Genomic DNA, 20,781 nt, shown 5'->3' on the forward strand with positions numbered 1-20,781 from the left:
CGAGGTACTATGCAGCGACCCTTGCCCTCTGAGTGCGGCTTCGGACATTCCGTGCAGCTAGGTCTGGACGGGCGACGCAGGGTGACTAGGATCGCGCCCGAAATGGGAGATCCTGATAATGCGTGACTTTCACCTGCCCGGCCGCTCGCCGGTCCTTGCCCTCAACGGTGCCTGCGCCACGTCGCATCCGCTGGCCGCGAAAGAGGCCGTCTCGATTCTCGAACGGGGCGGCAACGCGATGGACGCGGCGATTGCGGGCGCGGTGCTTCTGGGCCTGTGCGAGCCGGCGATGACCGGGATCGGCGGTGACCTCTTCGCTCTGGTCTCGAAAGGGCCGGGCGCCGAGGTCGAGGCGATGAACGGCTCGGGCCGTGCGGCGGCGGGCGCGGACCCGGAGAAGCTGCGCGCCGAGGGCCATGCCAAGGTGCCGCTGCAAAGCCCCTGGGCGGTGACGGTGCCGGGGGCGGTCGACGCGTTCTGCCGCCTCAGCGAAAGCTACGGCAAGCTCGGGCTCGAGGCGCTGCTGGAGCCGGCGATCCGCCATGCCGAGGCGGGCGTGCCGGTCGCCCCGCGCGTCGCATGGGATTATGCCTTCAAGCACAAGACCCTGAACGAAACCGCCCGCCGCCACTTCCTGCCGAACGGCGAGGTGCCGCAGGTCGGCACGCTGTTCCGCGCCCCGGGCCAGGCCGAGGTGCTGCGCCGCGTCGCCCGCGAGGGGGCGCAGGCCTTCTACGAGGGCGAGGTGGCCGAGGACATGGTCGCCGCGCTCCAGGCGCTCGGCGGTCCCCAGACGGTCGAGGATTTCGCAGGCGTGGAGGCGACGCCGACGCGGCCCGTCTCGGGCATGTACCGCGGGATCGAACTGCTCGAGCATCCGCCGAACGGGCAGGGCGCGACGGCGATCCTGCTGCTCAACATCCTGAAACACTTCGATATTGCCTCGATGGACCCCTGGGGGCCGGAGCGCGCGCATATCGAGGCCGAGGCGACCAAGCTCGCCTATGACGCGCGCGACCGGTTCGTGTCGGATGCCGATCACATGACCCGGCTCGACCACATGCTCTCGGATGCGACGGCCGAGGAACTCGCCGCGCTGATCGACCCGCGCCGCGTGATGCCCTCGCCCGCAGCGCTGTCCGAGGCGGTGCATCGCGATACCGTCTACATCACGGTGGTCGACAAGGACCGGATGGCCGTGTCGCTGATCTATTCGATCTTCCACGGCTTCGGCTCGGGCATCGCGTCCGAGAAGTTCGGCATCCTGCTGCAGAACCGCGGCGCCGGCTTCTCGCTCCAGAAGGGGCACGCCAACGAGATGGCGCCGGGCAAGCGGCCGATGCACACGATCATCCCCGGCATGCTGCGCGAGAACGGGCGGGTCATCATGCCCTTCGGCGTCATGGGCGGGGCCTATCAATGCACCGGGCATGCGCGGTTCACCACCAATGTGCACGACTTCGGGCTCGACCCGCAGGCGGCGATCGACGGGCCGCGCTGCTTCGCGACGGACGGCGTTCTGAACGTGGAGCGCGGCTACCCGGAGGCGACCCGCACCGCGCTGGCCGATCTGGGCCACGACGTGCGCGTCCCGGACGAGGCGATCGGCGGCGCGCAGGCGATCCACATCCGCCCGGACGGTGTGCTCATGGCCGGCAGCGATCCGCGCAAGGACGGCTGCGCCATCGGGTATTGAGCGGAGGGGCCGGGTCCGGCGCCCGGCCCTGCGCGACACGGCGGCACCAGGTATCGGCCGGGCTTCGGCCCGGCGCCTCTGCCGCGTCGGCGGACCGCTCAGTTCAGCTGGAAATGCAGGGGATAGTGCCCGTCTTCGAAGGGTCCGAAGAGATCGGGGATGTCCGGATGATCGACCGGCTCTCCCGAGTAATCCTCGACCAGGTTCTGTTCGGAGACGTAGGCGATGTAGTAGCTCTGATCGTTCTCGGCCAGCAGGTGGTAGAACGGCTGCTCCTTGCAGGGACGGCTGTCCTCCGGAATCGCGGCATACCATTCGTCGGTATTGTTGAATTCCGGATCGACGTCGAAAACCACCCCGCGAAACGGGTGTTTGCGGTGGCGGACCACCTGCCCAAGATGATATTTAGCACGTGCTTTCAGCATGTGTTACAGCCCCTTGGCTCCACTACTACCGTTAACACCCGGCGAATGTCCAATTCTGTCGTGGAAATCAGGGGAAACAGTCTGTGAACCTCGCCCTTACAGTGCTCCAGATCGTGGCGCCAGTCTTCATTCTGGCCGGTGTCGGCCTTGTCTGGGTGAAGGCCGGATTCGAGTACCGCGTGCAGTTCGTGACCCGGCTGGCGATGACGCTTTCGGTGCCCTGCCTGATCTTCACGGCCCTCATGAAGACCGAGATCGACCCGGCGGCGCTCGCCGCGCTCTCCTATGCCGCGGCGGCGGCCTACGGGGTGCTCACGCTCGCGGCCTTCGTGCTGGTCAAGCTGATGCGGCTCGAGACGCGGACCTACCTGGCGCCGCTGATCTTCGGCAATACCGGCAACCTCGGGCTGCCGCTGGCGCTGTTTGCCTTCGGCGAGACGGGGCTCTCCTACGCGGTCGTCGTCTTCGCGATCATGGCGCTGTGGTCCTTCACCTTCGGCATCTGGATCGTGGCGGGCGGAGGATCGCTCACCCGGGCGCTGAAGGAGCCGCTGCTCTGGGCGACGATCCTCGGCGGCATCTTCCTCTGGCAGGGCTGGCAGACGCCGCGGTGGCTGACCAACACGCTGGAGCTGACAGGCCAGATGGCGATCCCGCTGATGCTCATCACCCTGGGCGTGGCCGTGGCGCGGCTGCACCCGGGGCACATGGCGCGCGCGGCGCTTCTGTCGGTGGTGAAGGTGGCGCTCTGCGTGGGCGTGGCCTGGGCGCTCGGGCGCTGGTTCGCGCTCGACGACGTGGCCTTCGCGGTGCTCGTGCTGCAGATCGCGACGCCGGTCGCCGTGACCTCGTTCCTGCTGGCCGAGAAATACGGCGCGGACAGCGATTCCGTGGCCGGGCTGGTCGTCGCCTCGACCCTCGCCTCGGTCCTCTACCTGCCGCTGATCCTCGCTGCCGTGCTCTGACCGGGGCGCCTGAGGAAATCGTGATTTTCCCCGCAGCCGGTTTGCGCTATCCTGTCGCCAACGGCGGCAAACGCCGAACGAAAAAAACGAACGAGTGGGCAAGAGGCGAATGGGCAGAATTCTCCGTGCCGCCATGATTCTGTTGCTTGTCGCGTCCTGCGGCGGCGGAAACTTCTCCGCGCCCAAGGATCTCGACAATGCGTGCAGCATCGTCAAGGAGCGGCCCAAGTATCTGAAGGCATTCCAGCGGACGCAGCGCAAGTACGGCGTGCGTCCCGAGGTCCTGATGGCGATGATCCATCAGGAGAGCAAGTTCATCGGCAACGCGCGGACCCCGCACAAATACGCGCTGGCGATCATCCCCATGGGTCGGCAGAGTTCGGCCTACGGCTACAGCCAGGCGCTGGACGGCACGTGGGACGATTACAAGCGCGAGACCGGCAACCGCCGTGCCAAGCGCGACGACATCCGCAGCGCCACCGATTTCATGGGCTGGTACATGACCAAGACCAACCAGCGGCTCGGCATCGACATGAACGATGTGCGGAACCAGTACCTCGCCTATCACGACGGCCACACCGGCTATGCCCGGGGCACCTATCGGCAGAAGGCCTGGCTGCTGGCGGTGGCCGACCGGGTCCAGACCCGGGCGGTCACCTATGGTGTGCAGCTGGCGACCTGCAGCCGCCGCTGAGGATCAGCGGCGCTCGGGCGCCTTGCGGGCCTTGGCCATCTCGATGTTGAAGTGACTGTCGGGGATACTCACACCAGAGCGCAGGTCACCCAGCACGACGGTGGTCCTGGCACCGGAATCGTCGGTGATCACCCATTGGCGCAGCTCGGTCGGGCTGTCGGTGAAGACCATCTGAATGTTGCCGTATTCCGGGTGATCCGGGTCCTGCGCGGTGACGGTCGTGGTCTTGCCGTCCGAGCTGTGCCCGGTCACCATCCGCGCCCGGCCCAGGTCCACGTTCGCGGCCAGGATGATCGACAGGGGCGTCCGGGCAAGCGGGTATGTGGCGGGGCCGGAGTTCGACTTCGGGTCGAAGATCGCCACCGTGTTGCCGCCGGCCATCACCAGCGATTCCTCGGGCGGATCGTATTCGAACCGCACCCGGCCGGGACGCTTGATGTAGAGCGTGCCCGTCGAGAGCGAGCCGTCGTCGTTCACCTGCGTGAACTTCGCCTGCGCGGTTTTCAGCCCGTTGAGGTAGGACGAGATATCGCCCAGGGGCAGTTTCTCGGCCATGGCCGGAAGAGCCATGGCGAGGGTGAGAACGGGGGCAAGGGCCAGTCGCTTCAACATGGACAAAGAGTAATCCTTCCTCGGGTCACGTGCCAGCGCCCAACTTTCACAAGCGCGTAGGGTTCCTGTGTGGGCCGGTGACGCCGCGGCGTCACGGCACCCCGCGGGGCACATCCGCCGCCGGGGCGGCGCTTCGCCGCTTCCGCCCGGCCGCCCCCTCGGCTACCTTCGCGCCATGAGCTCTCCGCGATTCATCCACCTCCGCACGCACACCGAATATTCCCTTCTCGAAGGCGCCCTGCGGCTCAAGAAGCTGCCCGCGCTCTGCGAGAAGATGGAGATGCCGGCGGTCGCCGTCACCGACACGAATTCCATGTTCTGCGCGCTGGAATTCTCGGTCTCGGCCGCCGGCGCCGGGATCCAGCCGATCATCGGCTGCCAGGTCGACGTGGCCTATCTGCCGACCGTGCCGGGCCAGATGCCCAAGCCCCCCGCGCCGGTCGTCCTGCTGGCGCAGAACGAGGCGGGCTACGAGAACCTGATGAAGCTCTCGACCTGCCTCTATGTCGAAAAGCGCGGCCAGGTCCCCCATGTCACGATCGAGGAGCTGGGGCTGCACGGCGACGGCCTCATCTGCCTGACCGGCGGCGCGAACGGCCCCGTGGGGATGCTTCTGCAGGCCGGCCAGCGCCCGGCCGCGCAGGAGCTGATGGACCAGCTCAAGGCGATCTATGCCGACCGGCTCTATGTCGAGCTGCAGCGCCACCCGGGCGACAGCGGGTTGCCCGCGAACGAGCGCCTGACCGAGCGCGGCTTCGTCGAAATGGCCTATGCGATGGACCTGCCGCTCGTCGCCACCAACGACGTCTATTTCCCCAAGCCCGACATGTACGAGGCGCATGACGCGCTGATCTGCATCGCCGAGGGCGCCTATGTCGACCAGCAGGAAGAGCGACGCCGCCTGACCCCGCAGCATTACTTCAAGTCGCAGCAGGAGATGGTGACGCTGTTCGCCGACCTGCCCGAGGCCATCGCCAACACGGTCGAGATCGCGAAACGCTGCGCCTACAAGGCCGAGCGGCGCGACCCGATCCTGCCGAAATTCGCCGACGACGAGGTGGCCGAGCTGCGGCGGATGGCGAACGAGGGGCTCCAGAAGCGCCTCGCCGTGATCCCGCATGCCGTGTCGGTCGAGGAATACCAGAAGCGGCTCGATTTCGAGCTGGGGATCATCGAGGGCATGGGCTTCCCCGGTTATTTCCTGATCGTGGCCGACTTCATCCAGTGGTCGAAGGACAACGACATCCCGGTCGGTCCCGGCCGGGGCTCGGGCGCGGGCTCGCTCGTGGCCTATGCGCTGACCATCACCGACCTCGATCCGCTGCGCTATTCGCTGCTCTTCGAGCGGTTCCTGAACCCGGAACGGGTCTCCATGCCCGACTTCGACATCGACTTCTGCATGGACCGGCGGGAGGAGACGATCCGCTACGTCCAGGAGAAATACGGCCGCGACAAGGTCGGCCAGATCATCACCTTCGGCGCGCTGCTGTCGAAGGCCGCGGTGCGCGACATCGGCCGGGTGCTCCAGATGCCCTACGGGCAGGTCGACCGGCTGTCCAAGATGATCCCGGTGGAGGGCGTGAAGCCCGTTTCGATCGAACAGGCGCTGATTCAGGAAGAACGCCTCCGCCAGGCCGCCCGCGACGAGGAGGTGGTGGACCGCCTCCTGACCTATGGCCAGCAGGTCGAGGGGCTGCTCCGGAACGCCTCGACCCACGCCGCCGGTGTCGTGATCGGGGACCGGCCGCTCGACCGGCTGGTGCCGCTCTACCAGGATCCGCGGTCGGACATGCCGGCAACCCAGTTCAACATGAAATGGGTGGAGCAGGCGGGGCTCGTGAAGTTCGACTTCCTCGGCCTGAAGACCCTCACGGTCATCCAGAACGCGATCGAGCAGATCCACGCGGGCGGGCGCCCGCTGCACGTCGCGGCGGACGGGACGCAGCTCTATACCCCCGCCGAGGGCGCGGAGAACCAGATAAACGCCATCCCGCTCGATGACGAGAAGACCTACGACCTCTACGCCCGCGCCAAGACGGTCGCGGTGTTCCAGGTGGAAAGCTCGGGCATGATGGACGCCCTGAAGCGGATGAAGCCGACCTGCATCGAGGACATCGTGGCCCTCGTGGCGCTCTACCGCCCGGGGCCGATGGAGAACATCCCGGTCTATTGCGAGGTGAAGAACGGGCTGCGCGAACGCGCCTCGGTCCATCCGCTGATCGACCATATTCTCGAAGAGACGCAGGGCATCATCGTCTACCAGGAGCAGGTGATGCAGATCGCCCAGGAGATGGCGGGCTACACGCTCGGCGGCGCCGACCTGCTGCGCCGCGCCATGGGCAAGAAGATCAAGGAGGCGATGGACGCCGAACGCCCGAAGTTCGAGAAGGGCGCGGCCGAGAACGGGGTCGAGAAGAAGAAGGCCTCGGAGGTCTTCGACCTGCTCGAGAAATTCGCCAACTACGGCTTCAACAAGTCCCACGCGGCGGCCTATGCGGTGGTCTCCTACCAGACCGCATGGCTCAAGGCGAACCACCCGGTGGAGTTCATGGCGGGCGTCATGAACTGCGATATCCACCTGACCGACAAGCTGGGCGTCTACTTCGAGGAAGTGAAGAAGGCGCTGGAACTGCCCTGGGTCGCGCCCTCGGTCAACAGCTCGGACGCCACCTTCAAGGTGAGGGACGGCGCGCTGGTCTATGCGCTCGGCGCGCTGAAGAACGTGGGCGTGGAGGCGATGCGGCTGGTGGTCGAGGGCCGGAAGGTCGAGGGCCGCGAGAAGCCCTTCGTGAACATCTACGACTTTGCCCGCCGGGTGGAGCTGAAGAAGATCGGCAAGCGGCCCTTGGAGATGATGGCGCGCTCGGGCTGCTTCGATGAACTGGACCCGAACCGGCGGCGCATCTTCGACTCGCTCGAGGGGCTGATGGCCTATTCGGCGGCGATCTGGGAGCAGAAGACCTCGAACCAGGTGTCGCTCTTCGGCGATGCCGGGGACGACCTGCCCGAGCCGCGGCTCTCGCCGGTGGCGGACTGGCTGCCCGCGGAGCGGCTGGCGCAGGAATTCTCGGCCGTGGGCTTCTACCTCTCGGGCCACCCGCTCGACGATTACCAGGGGCCGCTCAAGCGCAAGGGCGTCAAGACGCTCGACGAGGTGATGAAGCTGGCGCAGGGCGGGGCGATCATCGCGAAGATGGCCGGCATTGTCGCGGGCCGTCAGGAGCGGAAGTCGGCGCGGGGCAACCGCTTCGCCTTCGCGCAGCTCTCGGACACGACGGGGGCCTACGAGGTGACGATCTTCAGCGATACGCTCGAGGCATCGCGGGATCATCTCGAGAACGGCTCGAAGGTCGTCCTGACCGTCGAGGCGACGATGGAGAGCGACCAGCTGAAACTGCTCGCCCGCGGGGTTCAGCCGATCGACAACGTGGTGGCGGATGCGGGCGCGACGGGGCTGAAGATCTTCGTCGAGGATCTCTCGGCCATCGACCCCGTGGCGAACGTGCTCCGCGACGCGGCGCAGACGGTGAAGAACATCCCCAAGGGGCCGATCTGGTTCTGCCTGCTGGACGACACCCTGCCCGGCGAGGTCGAGATCGACTCGGGCGCCGAATTCCCCGTGACCCCGGCGATCAAGGGCGCGATCAAGCACCTCGGCGGGGTGATGGCGGTCGAGGAAATCTGACACCGCCCGGAGGGAGCGCGACGTGACCGACCTTCTGATCGTCTACCATTCGAAGACCGGCGGCAGCCGCCAGATGGCGCAGGCCGCCTTCGAGGCCGCACGCGGCGAGGCCGAGGTGGTGCTGAAGACGGCCGCCGAGGCCGGGCCGGACGACCTGCTGGCCGCGAAGGGCTATCTCTTCTGCGCGCCCGAGAACCTCGCGGCCATTGCGGGCGTGATGAAGGATTTCTACGACCGCAGCTATTACGCCGTGCTGGGCCGGATCGAGGGCAGGCCCTATGCGCAGATGGTCTGCGCCGGATCGGACGGAGAGAACTGCGCGCGCCAGACGGCCCGGATCGCGCAGGGCTGGCGGCTCAGGCCGGTGCAGGAGCCGGTGATCGTCAACCTGAAGGCGCAGACGCCGGAAGAGATCCTCGCCGAGAAGACGGTGCCGGAGGACGCGCTTGCCAGATGCCGCGAGCTCGGCGCTGCGCTTGCCGCGGGCATCGCCATGGGCGCCTTCTGAGCGCTACCAGTGCGGCGGCTTCTCGTCGCCGAAATGCATCCCGCCGCCGGTATCCGTCTCCCGCTGCGCCTCGCGCTCCATCAGCAGCTGGACCCGCCGCGTGAGCAGCGCGATCTCGGTCTGCTGGCGCGCGGTGACATCCGAAAGCTCCTCGACCATCCGCTCGAGATGCGCGAGCTTTTCCTCGATTTCCTGCATGCCTTCCCCCACGAAGCCATTACCGTCCGGTGCCCTGGGGCCCGTATGACGGCACAATGCGATAAAGGCAAATCAGGTTCCCCGCGGCCGGAGCCGGCGCTTGCCTGCCCGCGGGGCATGGGCTAGACCGCGCCGCGACACCCAGACCCGGGAATGACGATGGCCAAAGACAAGAAATCCCCGCGCCCCAAGGCTGAAACGCCCAAGGGGTTCCGTGACTATTTCGGCGCCGAGGTGACCGAGCGCGCCGCGATGCTGTCGAAGATCGCCGGGGTCTACCATCGCTACGGCTTCGAGGCTCTGGAAAGCTCCGCCGTCGAGACGGTCGAGGCTCTGGGCAAGTTCCTTCCCGACGTGGACCGGCCGAACGAGGGCGTCTTTGCCTGGCAGGAGTCCGATGACGAGGGCAAGGGCGGCTGGCTGGCGCTCCGCTACGACCTGACGGCACCGCTGGCCCGGGTCTATGCCCAGCACCGCAACGACCTGCCGACGCCCTACCGGCGCTATGCCATGGGGCCCGTCTGGCGGAACGAGAAGCCGGGGCCGGGCCGGTTCCGTCAGTTCTATCAATGCGATGCGGACACGGTCGGCACGGCCTCCGTCGCCGCGGATGCCGAGATCTGCGCGATGCTGTCCGATTGCCTGGAAGAGGTGGGGATCCCGCGCGGGGATTACCTGATCCGGGTGAACAACCGGAAGGTGCTGAACGGGGTGCTGGAGGCCATGGGCGTCTCTGACGAGGGGCAGGCGGCGGACGTGCTGCGCACCATCGACAAGTTCGACAAGGTCGGCGAGGCCGGGGTGCGCGAGCTTCTGGGCAAGGGGCGGCTCGATGCCTCGGGCGCCTATATCGACGGCGTGGGGCTCAGCGAGGCGCAGGCCGAGCCGGTGATCGCCTTCCTGACGTCGAAGGCCGCGGATGCGGCCGGGACGCTGGCGAACCTGCGGGCGGCGGTCGGCGGCTCCGCGATCGGCGCCGAGGGCGTCGACGAGCTGGAGCAGATCGCTGGGCTTCTGGACGCCCAGGGCTACGACGCCGGGCGGATCGAGCTGGACCCCTCCGTTGTCCGCGGCCTCGGCTATTACACCGGCCCGGTCTTCGAGGCCGAGCTCACCTTCGAGATCCTCGACGAGAAGGGCCGCAAGCGGCAGTTCGGCTCGGTCGCGGGCGGCGGGCGCTACGACGATCTGGTGAAGCGCTTCACCGGGCAATCGGTGCCGGCGACGGGGATCTCGATCGGCGTGGACCGGCTGCTGGCCGCGCTGCGCGAGAAGGGCCGGATCGGCGGCACCGTGCAGGGGCCGGTCGTCGTGACGGTGATGGATCGCGACCGGATGGCCGATTACATGACGATGGTATCCGAGATCCGGAACGCCGGGATCCGGGCCGAGATCTACCTCGGCAACCCGAAGAACTTCGGCAACCAGCTCAAATACGCGGACAAGCGCGGCTCTCCGGCCGCCGTCATCGAGGGCGGTGACGAAAAGGAGCGCGGCGTGGTGCAGATCAAGGACCTGATCCTCGGCGCGCAGATCGCCGAGAACGCGACGCTGGAGGAGTGGAAGGAACGCCCCTCCCAGTTCGAGGTGCCGCGCGGCGAGATGGTCGCGAAGCTGAAAGAGATCCTGGCGGGGCAGGGGTGATGGAGTTCTTCTCGAAGGCGCTCGACCTCGGGGCGTTCGCATGACCACGCTCGCCCAGGACACCGCCGCCCGCGCGGCCGACCTCGCCGAGGCCGCCCGCCTTCGCGCGCTTTTCGAGGCCGAGGGCGCGGTCCCCGTCGAGGCCGCCATCCTGCAGCCCGCGCAGACCCTGCTCGACCTCTATGGCGAGGACATCCGGGCGCGCGCCTACGTGACGTCGGATGCGCTGCGCGGCGAACAGATGCTGCGCCCGGACTTCACCGTGCCGGTCGTGCAGATGCACATGGCCGACGGCGCGGAACCAGCGCGCTATTGCTATGCGGGCGAAGTCTTCCGGCGGCAGGAAGAGGACGAGCACCGTGCTTCGGAATACGTCCAGGCGGGGTTCGAGATCTTCGACGGCGCCAACCCGCCCGATGCGGATGCCGAGATCTTCGCCCTCTTCCAGCGGATCCTTGCGCCGATGGGCCTGCGCACGGCGACCGGGGACATCGGTATCCTCACGACGGCCGTTTCGGGGCTGGCCATCTCGGACAGGCGCAAGCGCGCGCTGATGCGTCACATCTGGCGGCCGCGCCGCTTCCGGGCGCTGCTCGACCGGTTCTCCTCCTCGGCGCCGCTGCCGGCGCAGCGCGCGGCGCTGCTCGCCGCCGAGGATCCCTTCGCGCAGGCCGGGCCCGAGATCGGTCTGCGCACCCGGGCGCAGGTCGAGGAGCGGCTCGAGAGCCTCCGGCAGGAGGCCGCCGCCGACCCGATCCCCGCCGGCGTGGTCGAACTGATCGACGCCGTGCTCGCCGTGCGCGAGAAGATGCCCTACGCGCTCGAGCACCTGCGCGACATCGCGGTGGACCTGCCGTGGATCGGCCCGGCGCTCGACCGGCTCGAGGCCCGCGGCGCGGCGCTCGCCCGGCGCGGCATCGACACCGAGGCGCTGGATTTCGAAGCCGCCTACGGCCGGACCCACATGGAATATTACGACGGCTTCGTCTTCGGCTTCTACGCCGAGACCCGGCCCGACCTGCCGCCCGTCGCCACCGGGGGGCGCTACGATGCGCTGACCCGGCAGCTTGGGCAGGGCCGGGCGATCCCCGCGGTCGGCGGCGTGATCCGGCCGGGGCTGATCCGCGAACTCGGGGGGCGGACATGAGCGTGAAACTGGGCGTGCCCTCCAAGGGGCGGCTGATGGAGAAGACCTTCGACTGGTTCGGCGCCCGCGGCGTGACGCTGGGGCGGACGGGATCGGAGCGGGAATACGCGGGCCGCGTCGAGGGTGTGGAGGGCGTGGAGCTGGTCCTGCTCTCCGCCGGAGAGATCCCGCGGGAACTGGCGGCCGGGCGCATCCACCTCGGCGTCACCGGCATCGACCTCGTGCGCGAGAAGCTGGCGCAGTGGGACATGCAGGTCGAGGTGCTGGCCGAGCTGGGCTTCGGCCAGGCGGACCTGATCATCGCGGTGCCGGACTTCTGGGTCGACGTAGAGACGCTCGACGACCTCGACGCCGCCGCCGCCGCCTTCCGCCGCGACCACGGCTTCCGGATGCGGATCGCGACCAAGTATCACCGGCTGGTGCGCGACGCCCTGCGCGAGGCCGGCGTGGCCGATTACCAGCTGGTCGACAGCCAGGGCGCGACCGAGGGCACGGTGAAGAACGAGACCGCCGAGGCGGTCGCCGACATCACCTCGACCGGCGAGACGCTGCGGGCGAACCACCTGCGCCCGCTGTCGGACGGCCCGCTCCTGAAAAGCCAGGCGACGCTCTTCCGGTCGCGCAACGCCGCGATGGACGGTGCGGAACGCCGGACTCTGGAACGGCTGCGCGATCTGATTGCGCGGGGCTGAGCGGTCGAGGTCGGAATTCCGAATGTAGCGCTGCGGAATTGGCGTGCGTGCGAACTGGGGCGGACCCGCATCGGCTCCGGCGGCACCTCGGAAGATCTCAACATCGTCCGCCTCGGGGTGACGATGCCGCTCGGCGGCACCCCCGCCGCCAAGCTGCCGCTCAACAGCCTGGCCGGCAATGTCCAGTACGCCCGGCACAGCGCGATCAGCTCGGCCGTGATCGCGGCCTTCTGATCTTGCCATCGGCATGACGGGGAACGGGGGCCGCGGGCCCCCGTTTGCGTTTTCTCAGAGCACGCCGATCTCGGCCAGAGCGGCGGAAAGCTCCGGCGGCAGCGCGTCCTCGCTCTGGCGGCCGGGCGGAAGGTCGCGGGGCGCGTCCCCGGCGGCAAGGTAACGCCAGCCCTGGAACGGGCGCTTCTGGGATGGCGCGGTGCGGACAAGCTCGCGGTCCAGTACGATGGCGCAGCGGCGGATGCCGTCGGCGCGGACGACCTCCTCCAGCCGCAGGATGCGCTGGCGGCACTGGATCAGCCCCTTGATGACCCAGTAGATCGACCCGCCCGCCAGAACCTCGGCCTCACGTTTCGGCCACATCCGCGTGACATGCCGCGGCAGGCCGTCCTCGGTCTGCGCGACGCGGGTCGCCTGCCAGGCGGCGAGGCCCTCCACGCTCTCCGTCCCCACGGACAATTTCACGAGATTTACCGATTTTCCCAAGGCCGCCCCCAACATATTGTGGTCGTCACGCGAAGACATATCTATTTATGGTTTCCAAGCCAAGATATGACGTTGAGAGGCCGGACAACAAGTGCTAGCTTGGACGCTCCCTTTCAAGCTGCCGGAAGTATGCCGATGTCTCGTTTCGCCGCCCCGATCGCCGAACAGGTCTGGGATATGAAATACCGCTACAAGGAGGCCGACGGCACGCCGATCGACCGCTCCGTCGAGGATTCCTGGCGGCGAATCGCGCGGGCGCTGGCGTCGGTCGAATCCGACCCCGCCGCATGGGAGGCGCCGTTCTACGAGGCGCTCGAGGACTTCAAGTTCCTGCCCGCCGGGCGGATCACCGCGGGGGCCGGGACGGGCCGCAAGGTCACGCTGTTCAACTGCTTCGTCATGGGCACCATTCCCGACGACCTCGGCGGCATCTTCGAGATGCTCCGCGAGGCCGCGCTGACCATGCAGCAGGGCGGCGGGATCGGCTACGATTTCTCGACCATCCGGCCCAAGGGCGCGGACGTGAAGGGGGTGGCCGCGGATGCCTCGGGCCCGCTGTCGTTCATGGATGTCTGGGACGCGATGTGCCGCACCATCATGTCCGCCGGGTCGCGCCGGGGCGCGATGATGGCGACGATGCGCTGCGACCACCCGGATATCGAGGCCTTCATCACCGCGAAATCCGACCCGGCGCGGCTCAGGATGTTCAACGTCTCGGTCCTCGTGACCGACGCCTTCATGGAAGCCGTGAAGAGCGACGGCTCCTGGGACCTGGTCTTCGACGGCAAGGTCTATCACACGCTCCAGGCCCGCGATCTCTGGAACAAGATCATGCAGTCGACCTTTGATTACGCCGAGCCCGGCGTGATCTTCATCGACCGGATCAACGCCGCCAACAACCTGAACTACGCCGAGACCATCGCCGCCACCAATCCCTGCGGCGAGCAGCCCCTGCCGCCCTACGGCGCCTGCCTTCTGGGCTCGGTCAACCTCGCCCGCCTCGTGACCGATCCCTTCTCGGACGCGGCCGAACTGGACGGCGCGGCATTGTCGAAGCTCGTCCGGACCGCGATCCGGATGATGGACAACACCGTCGACGCCTCGCAATTCCCGCTGCCGCAGCAGGCGGCCGAGGCGGCGGCCAAGCGCCGGATCGGCCTCGGCGTGACCGGCCTCGCCGACGCGCTCCTGATGCTGGGCCTGCGCTACGGCTCCGACGAGGCCGCCGCGCAGACGGAAGCCTGGCTGAAGCTGATCGCGCGCGAGAGCTACCTCGCCTCGGTCGATCTCGCGAAGGAGAAGGGCGCCTTCCCGCTGTTCGATGCCGATCCGTATCTCGACTCCGGTACCATGCGGCTGATGGACGAGGATGTCCGCGACGCGATCCGCGAGAACGGCATCCGCAACGCGCTGCTGACCTCGATCGCGCCGACCGGAACCATCTCGCTCTACGCGGGCAACGTCTCGTCGGGGATCGAGCCGGTCTTCGCCTATTCCTACACCCGCAAGGTGCTTCAGAAGGACGGGTCGCGGACCGAGGAGAAGGTCGTCGACTACGCCGTCCGGATGTGGCGCGAGCTGAAGGGCGACGCGGAACTGCCCGACTATTTCGTGAACGCCCAGACGCTGGCGCCCTCGGAGCACGTCAAGATGCAGGCGGCCGCCCAGAAATGGGTCGACAGCTCGATCTCGAAGACGATCAACTGCCCCGAGGACATCTCGTTCGAGGATTTCAAGGACGTCTACATGCAAGCCTGGGATTCGGGCTGCAAGGGCTGCACGACCTACCGTCCGAACGACGTCACCGGCTCCGTCCTGTCGGTCTCCGAGACCACCGAGTCCGCGCCGGGCGAACAGCCCGCGGCCCAGCCCGTCCCCGAGGAGGGCGGCGAGATCATCTACATGCAGGACCCGATCGACCGGCCGCAGGAGCTTGAAGGTTCGACCTACAAGCTCAAGTGGCCGGACAGCGAGCACGCGATCTACATCACGATCAACGACATCGTGGTGGGCGGCCGCCGCCGTCCCTTCGAGGTCTTCATCAACTCGAAGAACATGGAGCATTTCGCCTGGACCGTGGCCCTGACCCGGATGATCTCGGCCGTGTTCCGGCGCGGCGGGGACGTCTCCTTCGTGGTCGAGGAGCTGAAGGCCGTCTTCGACCCCCGCGGCGGCGCCTGGGTGCAGGGCAAGTACATCCCCTCCATCCTCGCGGCGATCGGCGGCGTCATCGAGCGCCACATGATCTCGATCGGCTTCATCGAGGGCGAGGGCCTCGGCCTGAAGACCGACCCGCAGGCCAAGGTGATCGGCCTCGAGAACGGCCGTCGCGGCAAGGCCTGCCCCTCCTGCGGCCAGTACGAGCTGGTGATGATCGAAGGCTGCATGACCTGCGCGGCCTGCGGTCATTCGAAATGCGGGTGAACCAGCGGCTTCGGGTGGTATCGCCACTACCAATTAGTGGCCACCGGCGGGCTTCGGAGGTCCATTCCGCAGGCGAATAAGGTCAATCGGGCGTAAGCGCCCGATTTTCCGTTATTTCGGCCGTTTATAACGAGAACGAGGGTTCGACTCTGTCCTGAGGGATATAGGCATCCGAAGCACGCGGCAGAAACGGTTTTCGTAATCTTTCTCGGGCTTGGTCCTGGCCGTGGCGTTCTTGGGTTTGCGGCATAGTTTCCGCCGCCACTCATCGCGTGCCAGTTCTCCAGGACGAGCACAACCGCGACCGTTTTCGAAGACTTCCCGAGAAGCCGATGTGCAATGCCGGCATGCCTTGCACCGACGAACCCAAGGCACGCAAAAAGGGCGGCTTCCGCCGCCCTTTTCCGAGGTGTCCAAGTATTTGTTATTGTGACCGCCAGAGCCTCAGCGCGTTTTCTATGCGCGCATAGGCCTGGATGACCTCATGCCTTGAGTGATGGCCGTCGCAAAGCTGATGGCCGTAAGTGTCAGCGCGGGTGTCTTCGATCGTGTAGCCGAGCGCGAGAAACGCCTCGTGCGCCGCGTCGGTCAGCTGCGCGGGATGCCTTGGTGAAGTCATGACGGTCACGCCTGCGATCCCCCGGCTGATCTGGGTGTAGTGCCGGTCCACCCAGACGTGGACACGAGACAGGCTGTGCTTCTCGATGAGCCACAGCGTCACGTCGCAGATGTCCTGCTCCATCCCGAACTGATCGGGATGGACGCTCAGGCGGCGCCGACGCGCCAGCTGAAGGACACAGCGTGCCCCGGTCTCAGTCGGCACGACGGAACCGCCCGAGAAGCTCGCTGACGCGCGCGCCGTGCCACCGGGTCATGTCGGTAGCTGGCAGACCCCTCTCATGACCGATCCTGTCGAGCGACGTCGGCGCCTGGTCGGCCAGGATACGACGAATATCGCGCAGCGCGGCCTCGACGGCATCTGTATCCGGGATCGGCTGCCCGAAGGCGCCATGCAGATCGCAGAGCGCCGCGAACCCGCTCGGATCATCGAGCGCGTCGAGCAGGTCGCAGAGGCTCGCGCCGTGGCGGCGGAGGTGCTGCTCCACCGCATAGGCGGCGCCGAAACGCGCCTCGGCGGTGTCGAGTGAGGTGGTGTTGAGCATGATGATCTCCCTTTCATGCGGTGGCGGAAACGGTGCTGGGTGCCTGATTCATCGGCGTCATGTTCCGTCGCAGGGAGATACTGGGGCGTTGGCTGGGTCCTTTCGGCTGGTTGCGAAGGCTGTTCTTAGGTGCTGGTGACGAGAACATTGGTCGTTCATCGGGATGACGAAGAAGAAATCTGCCTGGCGCATGGTATTTTGCTGCCGATGAGGCTCCAAGGCGATGCAAGGCTGAGGATCGGTCCTTGCGTTCGTCCGGGGCCATGACGCCGGCCGTGCGATCCTTGCATGGCCGGCGCCGCAGTTCAGGCCGCGTCCTGCGCCGGGAGGGCAAGCGCCAGCGCATCCCGCTCATCGTCCAGTTCTCCGATCTCGAACAGAAGGTCATAGAGCCGATCGGTGAGCAGGCAGAGCTCTTCCACTTCGGGGCTGTCTGGATCGAGGAGGATCCATGAAGACAGATCCGGTTCGAACTCGTCGATGACGGGGTCGAGTGAAAGCAGGCGGTGCAGGTCGACAAGCCTGCGCCGAGTCGCCCGGTCCAGGCGCGATGCTTCGCGCAAGCCGGTCATCAGGCGCAGGACGCGAGCCGTTCCGGCCTCCCCGTCGATCAGCCCGGCGGCGCTGCACAGCGCGGCTCCGTGCTCGTCGAAATGCGCGCGAACGGCGTCGAGAGTTTGGTCTGCGGACAGGGTCTTCGAGGGTAGCTTGCGCAGCATGATGGGTCCTCCTTTTGTTGCGCGTCTGCCAGTCGTGGCAGCATCAAGCCTGTCCGTTTCTTGGGATTTCCCTCCTTGTTCCTGCGGGGCGATTGACCATTATTCCCGTTCCTTGATTTGAAGATTGGCCAGCCGCCCGCGGCACGAAGAAAAAACTTCCGCTCTGTTCGACACGGAAGACGAAATCCTCCGGCCAGAGCCGTTGATCGGCCCCGTGACGCCGATCGACTACTCTGGCAGAGAGCCTTGGTGCGCCCCAACTGAAGGACGCCGTCCTCGTCCCCGTCGGGCGACTCGTTGGGAGCAGGCTTAAACCGAGCGAGGCGCGAGAGGGGGCTAAGAGCTGACTTTTTCGGTTTCCGACCACGGAAGTGTTTTGGTCCGGATCCTGTCGTTCCATTTCTTCCCTATGACGGACGGGCATGAGGATGCCGCCGAGGACTGCACGGTCGAGCGAAGAGAAAGGAGGCAGCACAAGATCCAGCACCCCTGGACGCTCGCGAGAAACCGTTGCGCATCACCGAAAACGCAGCGCGCTGCGGGGATCTGATCACTCCCCGGAGGTGATGGCATCCGCGAGAGCGGAAGCGACGACGTGCATCCGTGGCGAAGTTCCATTTCGTCTGTCAGAGAAGGCCGTCCCGGGCGGTCTTCGAAATCCCGGCCACCGACGGGAGACGACCACGAGCGCGGTGGCGCTCGTTTTCATGAACAGAGGAAACGCATCAAGGCTGAAAACGGAAGACGGAAATTTCAACAAGAGGACTACGCGGATGGCGCCCCCGGGGCGTGACGATCCGGGATCGTCGGCGCACACATTGCCGCGACCGGCGCTTGCCTACGGTCTCCGTCAGCCCGCTGGCGGGCGGAGGGAGACCGTGTGCTATCTCGGGACTAACTCATGAACGCGACCGGCCCATAGCTGCCGGGCAAGAGGCAGCAGGTCGCTGCGGCGCGGCTTCCTCGATCCGGTCATCCATAGCGTCGTGCAGCATGGCTGGGCAGTCCGAGTGCGAACGAACCGGCCATTCGCTTTTGCAGCAAACCTCGCTCCTTGTTCGTGGCATCCGGACGACAATCTGGCCTGAAGGCCATCTGATGTCACGCTATTTGTTCATTGATGCCCACGGCAGTTCTTCGCGGACGAAACGCTTGTAAGCACACCTACGAGCGCATTTCCTTCCCCGAATCTTATGCCATATTTTCGAGATTGATCCGCGCGCCTCGGATTTCACTTTCTCCCACTCTTCCTTGAGCATGAACTGGGAATGACGGACAAATTTCTCTTCTTCCTTCCGGAACTCGTCCGGTGACTTTGTAGTGGCTTTAACGAGTATCCTGAGATGCGCGATCAGATTTTTGTCGATGCCGTCCTCGTCTGCGGGGTTTAGCTGTAAGGATATAAGGGAAATGAGGCCATCGGCCCTGTTTCTCCAATCGTCATAGCCATGGGTTCGTTGCGTTTCGTTGTTTATCGCGGCACACACTTGCAGAAGTTCTGCGATGTTCGAACGTAGCTTCTCGATCCACTTCGACCTTTCCGCCGTCACAGATGAGATATAAACCGATCTTCGACCCGTCACAAAAGCACTGAAAGCGGAGAAAACCACGCCGCATACGGCGATAATGGCAGCGCTGATGGTTGCTGTCGCCCCGGGATTAGCTTTAATCCATGCGAATAGTTCAGCCAGATATGCAGTCATGCAACACCCGCCCGACATTATTCCGTTGCTATCTATGCCAACGAGGGCAGGATAGGAAGACGCTTGTGCGTCGACACCGTCGCTACGGATGCCGCGCGTGTGGAACGCAGTGCTTGCATCGACCGCGTTCTTGCGGTTCCCTAACAAGCCGCTGAAGAAGTTGGGCTCGAAGGACGATTTCTTGCCCTGATGGCTTGAAGGCAGCTTTTGTCGACATCGGTATCTGCATCGGACGCGTGTCCGGGTTGCCCTGTTCGTCACGCTGCCAGGAGTTTCGGTAGCCTGGCCAGATTGCAGGCCGCCATTGTCATCGTGAACTGCGCGCGGACCCTGTTGATGCCGCGGTGAAGGGTCTGGCTCATGCCACCCACGGTCTTGGCCCAGCCGAAGGGTTCCTCGATCTTCTTCCGGCTCCGCTGGGACAAGGCGTAGCGGCGATGCTGGGTGGTGCGCCCGTCGATGGCGGAATGCCGGGCCTTCTGCGCGACATGTGGCGACACGACCATACGCCTGAGCGCGGCGACAAAGTCGACGCTGTCATATCCTTTGTCGGCCCCGAGCGTCAGGCGCCGGGTTGAGCCCGGCGAGTGCCGATTGATCATCTCGAGCGCCCCAGTTACTTTCCAGAAATGACCAAAAGATCAAAAGACCGCCGTGGGTATCGGAAGATATCAGTGCAAGTTCCAATCGGCGAGAAGAAAATCGCTGGATGGCCAGTATCCGGTGACGACTTAAAGCCTATAAAAAATCTGGATGGCAGGCCATCGAAACGTATCCGCGAAGAGGGTTCTCGAGGATACTTTAAGGACGCCCAAGGGTATTGGCGTCGCACGGACACTAATATTGATGTCGACTTTGATAATCTATGTGCAGCAACACATGGCCACATACGCAGATCAATAATATCTGATGTCGAGTTTGAGATATTTCATGATAGAATTCCTGACTGGGTGCACATGGCGGGTGTCGAGCCCGAAAGCCGGGTAACGAAAGCGCAATTTGAAAAACTCATAGCCGGATCAGCAAGCGAGAGAGTATTGCATAAGTTTATATACTTGCAAGATGTTCAAGGCCTTCTCACGAATGTCCAGCGAACAAGCGCACAGGTCAGTCAGGTTATCGGTGAATTTTACGGTATCCTGAATGATTGTGCTCCCTACCTCTACTCAATCAACGAAACAGTTGGCTTGCGCTCTTCAGTTGGCGCCGAAACTTCACTGCTGCATGCTCATTTGGAAACCATCTTCGTTCGCATGAGGAGCTTATTGGACTATGCTGTCAAAATTTCTCTGGAAGCAGAGCGAGATGATATTGATTACTCCAAAATAGTAAAGCTTAAAGGTGGGTCAAGACAGTATGGAGACAAAAAGTCACTCACCATGAATGAGCGCGCAGGCACTCTTTTTGTGAAGGATGAACTTATTTGGACGATATGCTCCATCAGGGATAGGATCGTGCATGACGGTCATTTAGATATTAGCGCTCGCTTGTATGAAAGTTTCAAGCGAAACCGATTGGTTGAGCGCTTTGTTTTAATCCCTGATATGGCGGAAGGGCGCTTCGAAGTATTCAAGAATAGATCAAATTTTTACGGACGTGACCACAAGATAAACCACGACCTCCCCAGAATATACGACGATTTCTTCCAGCGAATGCTTAACACCATTGGCGCTCTGCACGATCTGTATGCGTTAAAAAGACTTCGCTGAGTATCAATAACCACCTACTGCCATACGATAGCGTAGTAACGGTGTGGTATTGGGGGGCTGCATTTTGCGCACGAGTG

General features: G+C 65.1%; 18 protein-coding genes and 1 pseudogene. 10 read left to right on the forward strand and 9 right to left on the reverse strand.

The annotated features are described in order from the left end of the window. Window positions 1-118: 118 nt before the first annotated feature. On the forward strand, window positions 119-1,696 hold the full coding sequence (locus tag Q344_RS0118635) for a gamma-glutamyltransferase family protein (protein ID WP_028288103.1): 1,578 nt from the start codon (window positions 119-121) through the stop codon (window positions 1,694-1,696). A gap of 98 nt (window positions 1,697-1,794) precedes the next feature. Here Q344_RS0118635 and hspQ read toward each other — a convergent pair whose 3' ends face one another. Next, window positions 1,795-2,121, reverse strand: a complete 327-nt coding sequence (gene hspQ, locus Q344_RS0118640; RefSeq protein WP_028288104.1) for a heat shock protein HspQ — start codon at window positions 2,119-2,121, stop codon at window positions 1,795-1,797. Between the two features lie 83 nt (window positions 2,122-2,204). On the opposite strand from hspQ, the gene Q344_RS0118645 reads away from it, so the two are divergent. Continuing rightward, complete coding sequence (locus Q344_RS0118645) at window positions 2,205-3,086, forward strand: AEC family transporter (RefSeq protein WP_028288105.1); 882 nt, start codon at window positions 2,205-2,207, stop codon at window positions 3,084-3,086. Between the two features lie 109 nt (window positions 3,087-3,195). Then, entirely contained in the window at window positions 3,196-3,780 is a 585-nt protein-coding gene (locus tag Q344_RS0118650) for a transglycosylase SLT domain-containing protein (protein ID WP_028288106.1), read from the forward strand. Between the two features lie 3 nt (window positions 3,781-3,783). On the opposite strand, the gene Q344_RS0118655 is transcribed toward Q344_RS0118650, so the two are convergent. Further along, entirely contained in the window at window positions 3,784-4,392 is a 609-nt protein-coding gene (locus Q344_RS0118655; RefSeq protein ID WP_036539970.1) for a LolA family protein, read from the reverse strand. Window positions 4,393-4,567: 175 nt separating this feature from the next. On the opposite strand from Q344_RS0118655, the gene dnaE reads away from it, so the two are divergent. After that, entirely contained in the window at window positions 4,568-8,077 is a 3,510-nt protein-coding gene (dnaE, locus tag Q344_RS0118660) for a DNA polymerase III subunit alpha (RefSeq protein ID WP_028288108.1), read from the forward strand. Window positions 8,078-8,099: 22 nt separating this feature from the next. Continuing rightward, window positions 8,100-8,585: a flavodoxin family protein gene (locus tag Q344_RS0118665; protein ID WP_028288109.1), complete on the forward strand. Its 486-nt coding sequence runs from the start codon at window positions 8,100-8,102 to the stop codon at window positions 8,583-8,585. 3 nt (window positions 8,586-8,588) lie between these two features. Here the strand turns inward: Q344_RS0118665 and Q344_RS0118670 are convergent, their stop codons facing one another. Then, window positions 8,589-8,783, reverse strand: a complete 195-nt coding sequence (locus Q344_RS0118670; RefSeq protein ID WP_028288110.1) for a SlyX family protein — start codon at window positions 8,781-8,783, stop codon at window positions 8,589-8,591. A 159-nt stretch (window positions 8,784-8,942) separates the two neighbouring features. Between Q344_RS0118670 and hisS the strand changes: the two genes are divergently transcribed. The 3 genes from hisS to hisG are packed head-to-tail and all read left to right on the forward strand — an operon-like array spanning window position 8,943 to window position 12,266. Further along, a complete protein-coding gene (gene hisS, locus Q344_RS0118675; RefSeq protein ID WP_028288111.1) occupies window positions 8,943-10,427 on the forward strand; it encodes a histidine--tRNA ligase in 1,485 nt (494 codons plus the stop codon). A gap of 40 nt (window positions 10,428-10,467) precedes the next feature. Next, entirely contained in the window at window positions 10,468-11,574 is a 1,107-nt protein-coding gene (locus Q344_RS0118680; RefSeq protein ID WP_028288112.1) for an ATP phosphoribosyltransferase regulatory subunit, read from the forward strand. Further along, window positions 11,571-12,266 carry an ATP phosphoribosyltransferase gene (gene hisG / locus Q344_RS0118685; protein WP_028288113.1) on the forward strand — a complete coding sequence of 232 codons (696 nt, stop codon included), beginning with the start codon at window positions 11,571-11,573 and terminating at the stop codon, window positions 12,264-12,266. The genes Q344_RS0118680 and hisG overlap by 4 nt, the downstream gene beginning before the upstream one ends. Before the next feature lie 288 nt (window positions 12,267-12,554). Here the strand turns inward: hisG and Q344_RS0118695 are convergent, their stop codons facing one another. Beyond that, complete coding sequence (locus Q344_RS0118695; RefSeq protein ID WP_036539972.1) at window positions 12,555-13,001, reverse strand: DUF1489 family protein; 447 nt, start codon at window positions 12,999-13,001, stop codon at window positions 12,555-12,557. A gap of 120 nt (window positions 13,002-13,121) precedes the next feature. Between Q344_RS0118695 and Q344_RS0118700 the strand changes: the two genes are divergently transcribed. Further along, complete coding sequence (locus tag Q344_RS0118700) at window positions 13,122-15,410, forward strand: adenosylcobalamin-dependent ribonucleoside-diphosphate reductase (protein WP_028288115.1); 2,289 nt, start codon at window positions 13,122-13,124, stop codon at window positions 15,408-15,410. A gap of 424 nt (window positions 15,411-15,834) precedes the next feature. Here Q344_RS0118700 and Q344_RS0118705 read toward each other — a convergent pair whose 3' ends face one another. The 5 genes and pseudogenes from Q344_RS0118705 to Q344_RS24440 all read right to left on the reverse strand — a co-directional run. Beyond that, entirely contained in the window at window positions 15,835-16,152 is a 318-nt protein-coding gene (locus Q344_RS0118705; RefSeq protein WP_028288116.1) for a hypothetical protein, read from the reverse strand. Window positions 16,153-16,222: 70 nt separating this feature from the next. Next, window positions 16,223-16,573, reverse strand: a complete 351-nt coding sequence (locus Q344_RS0118710) for a hypothetical protein (protein WP_028288117.1) — start codon at window positions 16,571-16,573, stop codon at window positions 16,223-16,225. A 305-nt stretch (window positions 16,574-16,878) separates the two neighbouring features. Then, entirely contained in the window at window positions 16,879-17,292 is a 414-nt protein-coding gene (locus Q344_RS0118715) for a hypothetical protein (RefSeq protein ID WP_028288118.1), read from the reverse strand. 1,106 nt (window positions 17,293-18,398) lie between these two features. Next, on the reverse strand, window positions 18,399-18,995 hold the full coding sequence (locus Q344_RS26195) for a hypothetical protein (protein ID WP_156954752.1): 597 nt from the start codon (window positions 18,993-18,995) through the stop codon (window positions 18,399-18,401). Between the two features lie 257 nt (window positions 18,996-19,252). Further along, a pseudogene (locus tag Q344_RS24440) lies at window positions 19,253-19,606 on the reverse strand (transposase); the annotation flags it as partial. Window positions 19,607-19,669: 63 nt separating this feature from the next. On the opposite strand from Q344_RS24440, the gene Q344_RS26200 reads away from it, so the two are divergent. After that, complete coding sequence (locus Q344_RS26200; RefSeq protein WP_156954753.1) at window positions 19,670-20,704, forward strand: hypothetical protein; 1,035 nt, start codon at window positions 19,670-19,672, stop codon at window positions 20,702-20,704. Window positions 20,705-20,781: the final 77 nt, after the last annotated feature.

The organism is Pseudooceanicola nanhaiensis DSM 18065 (assembly GCF_000688295.1).
Taxonomy (GTDB): Bacteria; Pseudomonadota; Alphaproteobacteria; order Rhodobacterales; family Rhodobacteraceae; genus Pseudooceanicola; species Pseudooceanicola nanhaiensis.